Annotated in this window: 3 rRNA genes; all 3 read right to left on the reverse strand. The window is 57.8% G+C overall.

From position 1 onward, the window contains the following. Nucleotides 1-8: 8 nt before the first annotated feature. The 3 genes from rrf to EAD96_RS00805 all read right to left on the reverse strand — a co-directional run bounded on the left by rrf (nucleotide 9) and on the right by EAD96_RS00805 (nucleotide 5,216). A 5S ribosomal RNA gene (gene rrf / locus EAD96_RS00795) occupies nucleotides 9-125 on the reverse strand. 79 nt (nucleotides 126-204) lie between these two features. Further along, nucleotides 205-3,313, reverse strand: a 23S ribosomal RNA gene (locus EAD96_RS00800). A 388-nt stretch (nucleotides 3,314-3,701) separates the two neighbouring features. Continuing rightward, a 16S ribosomal RNA gene (locus EAD96_RS00805) occupies nucleotides 3,702-5,216 on the reverse strand. The 16S, 23S and 5S rRNA genes sit together here, the layout of an rRNA operon. Nucleotides 5,217-5,371 lie beyond the last annotated feature (155 nt).

Genomic DNA, 5,371 nt, shown 5'->3' on the forward strand with positions numbered 1-5,371 from the left:
GGAAGATTGTCCGGCGGTGTCCTACTCTCCCACACCCTCCCGAGTGCAGTACCATCGGCGCTGGAGGGCTTAGCTTCCGGGTTCGGAATGTTGCCGGGCGTTTCCCCTCCGCCATGACCGCCGTAACTCTATGAACATGTCAACCAACCCAACAACATGGGTGGTGGTTTGTTCAGAGTTGCACAGTGGACGCGTAGCAGCTTGGTAGTCAAGTCCTCGGCCTATTAGTACCGGTCAACTGAACCCGTTACCGGGCTTACATTTCCGGCCTATCAACCCAGTCGTCTAGCTGGGGGCCTTACCCCACAATGTGGGTGGGATACCTCATCTTGAAGCGAGCTTCCCGCTTAGATGCTTTCAGCGGTTATCCCTTCCGAACGTAGCTAACCAGCCGTGCCCCTGGCGGGACAACTGGCACACCAGAGGTTCGTCCGTCCCGGTCCTCTCGTACTAGGGACAGCCCTTCTCAAGTATCCTACGCGCACGGCGGATAGGGACCGAACTGTCTCACGACGTTCTAAACCCAGCTCGCGTACCGCTTTAATGGGCGAACAGCCCAACCCTTGGGACCTGCTACAGCCCCAGGATGCGACGAGCCGACATCGAGGTGCCAAACCATCCCGTCGATATGGACTCTTGGGGAAGATCAGCCTGTTATCCCCGGGGTACCTTTTATCCGTTGAGCGACACCGCTTCCACATGCCAGTGCCGGATCACTAGTCCCGACTTTCGTCCCTGCTCGACCTGTCAGTCTCACAGTCAAGCTCCCTTGTGCACTTGCACTCAACACCTGATTGCCAACCAGGCTGAGGGAACCTTTGGGCGCCTCCGTTACCCTTTAGGAGGCAACCGCCCCAGTTAAACTACCCACCAGACACTGTCCCTGAACCGGATAACGGTCCGAAGTTAGATACCCAAATCAACCAGAGTGGTATTTCAAGATTGCCTCCACCCATACTGGCGTATGGACTTCACCGGCTCCCACCTATCCTACACAAGCTAATTCAGATACCAATGTCAAGCTATAGTAAAGGTCCCGGGGTCTTTCCGTCCTGCCGCGCGTAACGAGCATCTTTACTCGTAATGCAATTTCGCCGGGCCTGTGGTTGAGACAGTGGGGAAGTCGTTACGCCATTCGTGCAGGTCGGAACTTACCCGACAAGGAATTTCGCTACCTTAGGATGGTTATAGTTACCACCGCCGTTTACTGGCGCTTAAGTTCTCCGCTTCGCCCCGAAGAGCTAACAGGTCCCCTTAACGTTCCAGCACCGGGCAGGCGTCAGTCCATATACATCGAATTACTTCTTCGCATGGACCTGTGTTTTTAGTAAACAGTCGCTTCCCCCTGCTCTCTGCGGCCATACAACGCTCCACCCGCGCGGGGCTTCACGTCTCCGGCCCCCCTTCTCCCTAAGTTACGGGGGCAATTTGCCGAGTTCCTTAACCACAGTTCGCCCGATCGCCTCGGTATTCTCTACCTGACCACCTGTGTCGGTTTGGGGTACGGGCCGCTAAGAACTCGCTAGAGGCTTTTCTCGGCAGCATAGGATCACTGACTTCACCTGAATCGGCTCGGCATCACGTCTCAGCCTCGTGGTGTGCGGATTTGCCTACACACCGGCCTACACGCTTACCCCGGCACAACCACCGGCCGGGCTCAGCTACCTTCCTGCGTCACCCCATCGCTTGACTACTACCCGCCAGGTTCCCACGCTCCCCACCATTGGTCCGAAGACCGCCGGCAGCTCGGGTGGTTAGCACAACGAGGTTCGTCAGGGTCGCTCTTTCGCGGGTACGGGAATATCAACCCGTTGTCCATCGACTACGCCTCTCGGCCTCGCCTTAGGTCCCGACTCACCCAGGGCGGATTAGCCTGGCCCTGGAACCCTTGGTCATCCGGCGGAAGGGTTTCTCACCCTTCTTTCGCTACTCATGCCTGCATTCTCACTCGTGCCGCGTCCACAACTGGGTCACCCCGCTGCTTCACCCCCGGCACGACGCTCCCCTACCCATCCACACACCTGCATATCCCATCAAGGAGATACGAAGTTATTATGTGAATGCCACAGCTTCGGCGGTGTGCTTGAGCCCCGCTACATTGTCGGCGCGGAACCACTTGACCAGTGAGCTATTACGCACTCTTTAAAGGGTGGCTGCTTCTAAGCCAACCTCCTGGTTGTCTATGCGACCCCACATCCTTTTCCACTTAGCACACGCTTAGGGGCCTTAGCTGGTGATCTGGGCTGTTTCCCTCTCGACTACGAAGCTTATCCCCCGCAGTCTCACTGCCGCGCTCTCACTTACCGGCATTCGGAGTTTGGCTGATTTCGGTAAGCTTGTGGGCCCCCTAGACCATCCAGTGCTCTACCTCCGGCAAGAAACACGCGACGCTGCACCTAAATGCATTTCGGGGAGAACCAGCTATCACGGAGTTTGATTGGCCTTTCACCCCTAACCACAGGTCATCCCCCAACTTTTCAACGTTGGTGGGTTCGGCCCTCCACGCGGTCTTACCCGCGCTTCAGCCTGCCCATGGCTAGATCACTCCGCTTCGGGTCTAGAGCATGCGACTAAAAACGCCCTATTCAGACTCGCTTTCGCTACGGCTCCCCCACACGGGTTAACCTCGCCACATGCCACTAACTCGCAGGCTCATTCTTCAAAAGGCACGCCGTCACCCCGCAAGGCTCCGACGGATTGTAGGCGAACGGTTTCAGGTACTATTTCACTCCCCTCCCGGGGTACTTTTCACCATTCCCTCACGGTACTCGTCCGCTATCGGTCACCAGGAAGTATTTAGGCTTACCAGGTGGTCCTGGCAGATTCACGGCAGATTTCAGGAGTCCGCCGCTACTCGGGAACACCCACAGAAGACCAGCAGCTTTCACCTACCGGACTATCACCGTCTACGGTCAGCCATTCCAGACTGTTCGACTAACCACTGGCTTTGTAACTCCTCGAACAAGTGTCAGCTTGTTCAGCAGGGTCCCACAACCCCGACCACGCAACCCCTGACAGGTATCACACGCCGCCGGTTTAGCCTCAATCCGCTTTCGCTCGCCACTACTCACGGAATCACTAATTTGTTTTCTCTTCCTACGGGTACTGAGATGTTTCACTTCCCCGCGTTCCCCCCACACACCCTATGTGTTCAGGTGCGGGTGACATCACATGACTGATGCCGGGTTTCCCCATTCGGACACCCTGGGATCACAGCTTGGTTGACAGCTCCCCCAGGCCTATCGCGGCCTCCCACGTCCTTCATCGGCTCCTGGTGCCAAGGCATCCACCGTTCGCCCTTGACAACTTGACCACAAAGATGCTCGCGTCCACTGTGCAATTCTCAACAAACAACCAACCCACAACCCACAGCCCCACACCTGCAACCACCACGTGATTACGGTTTGCGAGACCAGGCCATGCCTGGCGCCTTCCGCCCCCGGGAACACCGTCCACAGGGGCATCTCAAGGCTCTGAAACAACAACCACTCGGGTTGTTCCTTCAGGACCCAACAGGGTGCTTACATCCCGCGCCAGCCGCACCAGAACCCCGTTCCCACCACCCAAGAGTGGCTGTACTAGGAAAATTTCTGGCCGTTGCCGGCGCCGAACTTGCCAGTGTCTCCGCCATCTGAGCACCCCGACCCGACATTCGCGGGCCGCGGGCTCCATACCACCTTTCGGTGGATGGTGCTCCTTAGAAAGGAGGTGATCCAGCCGCACCTTCCGGTACGGCTACCTTGTTACGACTTCGTCCCAATCGCCAGCCCCACCTTCGACGGCTCCCTCCACAAGGGTTGGGCCACCGGCTTCGGGTGTTGCCGACTTTCGTGACGTGACGGGCGGTGTGTACAAGGCCCGGGAACGTATTCACCGCAGCGTTGCTGATCTGCGATTACTAGCGACTCCGACTTCACGGGGTCGAGTTGCAGACCCCGATCCGAACTGAGACCGGCTTTTTGGGATTCGCTCCACCTCACGGTATCGCAGCCCATTGTACCGGCCATTGTAGCATGCGTGAAGCCCTGGACATAAGGGGCATGATGACTTGACGTCATCCCCACCTTCCTCCGAGTTGACCCCGGCAGTCTTCGATGAGTCCCCGCCATAACGCGCTGGCAACATCGAACGAGGGTTGCGCTCGTTGCGGGACTTAACCCAACATCTCACGACACGAGCTGACGACAGCCATGCACCACCTGTGACCGCCCCCGAAGGACCTGCCATCTCTGACAGTTTTGCGGCCATGTCAAACCCAGGTAAGGTTCTTCGCGTTGCATCGAATTAATCCGCATGCTCCGCCGCTTGTGCGGGCCCCCGTCAATTCCTTTGAGTTTTAGCCTTGCGGCCGTACTCCCCAGGCGGGGCGCTTAATGCGTTAGCTGCGGCACAGGGAACCGGAGAGGCCCCCCACACCTAGCGCCCAACGTTTACAGCGTGGACTACCAGGGTATCTAATCCTGTTCGCTCCCCACGCTTTCGCTCCTCAGCGTCAGTATCGGCCCAGAGACCCGCCTTCGCCACCGGTGTTCCTCCTGATATCTGCGCATTTCACCGCTACACCAGGAATTCCAGTCTCCCCTACCGAACTCTAGCCTGCCCGTATCGACTGCAGGCCCGCAGTTGAGCTGCGGGTTTTCACAGTCGACGCGACAAGCCGCCTACGAGCTCTTTACGCCCAATAAATCCGGACAACGCTCGCGCCCTACGTCTTACCGCGGCTGCTGGCACGTAGTTGGCCGGCGCTTCTTCTGCAGGTACCGTCACTTACGCTTCGTCCCTGCTGAAAGAGGTTTACAACCCGAAGGCCGTCATCCCTCACGCGGCGTCGCTGCATCAGGCTTCCGCCCATTGTGCAATATTCCCCACTGCTGCCTCCCGTAGGAGTCTGGGCCGTGTCTCAGTCCCAGTGTGGCCGGTCGCCCTCTCAGGCCGGCTACCCGTCGTCGCCTTGGTAGGCCATCACCCCACCAACAAGCTGATAGGCCGCGAGCCCATCCCAAGCCGAAAAACTTTCCACCAAACACCATGCGGTGCAAGGTCATATTCGGTATTAGCCCCGGTTTCCCGGGGTTATCCCAAAGCCTGGGGCAGGTTGCTCACGTGTTACTCACCCGTTCGCCGCTCGAGTACCCCGAAGGGCCTTTCCGCTCGACTTGCATGTGTTAAGCACGCCGCCAGCGTTCGTCCTGAGCCAGGATCAAACTCTCCAACAAAAACTTGTCGAACAGCATCCTGACAACAAAAGTGTTGCCAAAGGAATCCCAACCAGCCAGACAACAGCCTGACCAGTCCGGGGTATAAAACAATTGGCACTGGCTTTACAAGCACCCTGTTGAGTTCTCAAAGAACAACCACACACCAACCAGAA

Origin of the sequence: Micromonospora sp. BL1, assembly GCF_003667485.1 — a bacterium.
Classification (GTDB): Bacteria; Actinomycetota; Actinomycetes; order Mycobacteriales; family Micromonosporaceae; genus Micromonospora; species Micromonospora tulbaghiae.